The 767-nt window shown below is 50.5% G+C and carries 1 pseudogene; it reads right to left on the reverse strand.

Going from position 1 to position 767, the window contains the following annotated elements:
• Positions 1 to 753, reverse strand: a pseudogene (locus tag A3750_RS08780) (hypothetical protein); the annotation flags it as partial.
• Between the last annotated feature and the right edge of the window lie 14 nt (positions 754 to 767).

The raw sequence follows: 767 nt of genomic DNA on the forward strand, positions 1-767 counted from the left end.
CATAACGTAAACAGGAGCCGCTAGGTTTGAGCCGATGTAGTTTTTTACTGCGTATGAGTCAAACGTTTGCAGCCAAGCGACGCTTTGGTTGCAGTCTTGACCTAGGAATGCCGCGTTGATCAAGCTGTCTAGCCAGTTACCATTGCAAACGCGGTCGGCACCCTCGGTGCCTGTGATTGCGCCGCCCAGCGTAAAGATGCCTGCAATACCAGAGATAGCAGCATTGAAGTCCACGCTTACACCCGAGCTTGCGGTGTAGGCAGTGTTGTAGTTTGGTGATCCAGGTAGTGCGTTTCCAGCGATGTACATCATCTCTGTTGCGCCTTGGCTATGACTTACAACCCAAAACGTGTCATTTGCAGCGCACTGTGTGTTCGCTTCAGGATGAATGTAGCCGTCACCGTAGCCCTGACGAATAGAAATGATTTGGCGGGCGATTTCGCCTGCTGTCTCATCGCGCCACCAAGGGTAGCCAGCCTCATCTGTCGAGTTGTAGCCAACGACCGCATAGTTGTCGCTTGAACCTGAGATTAATTCAGTGATTGCACTGTTGCCAGCATATTCGCTGAAGTTGTAGCTACTCCAGTAATCAAGTGCTGGCTGATTGGTGCCAGACTTGATTGTGCCGTTTGTACCATGGCCATGTACCATGATGTAGCAGTTGTCTGCCATCGCTTGTGCTGTGCCAAATGCGAGTGCAGAGCCGAGTAAGAGTCGGGTTATAAACCCTGTTTTCTTGTTTTTTTGAGACATTTTTCAGGCCCTTG

This window comes from Oleiphilus sp. HI0079, assembly GCF_001635105.1.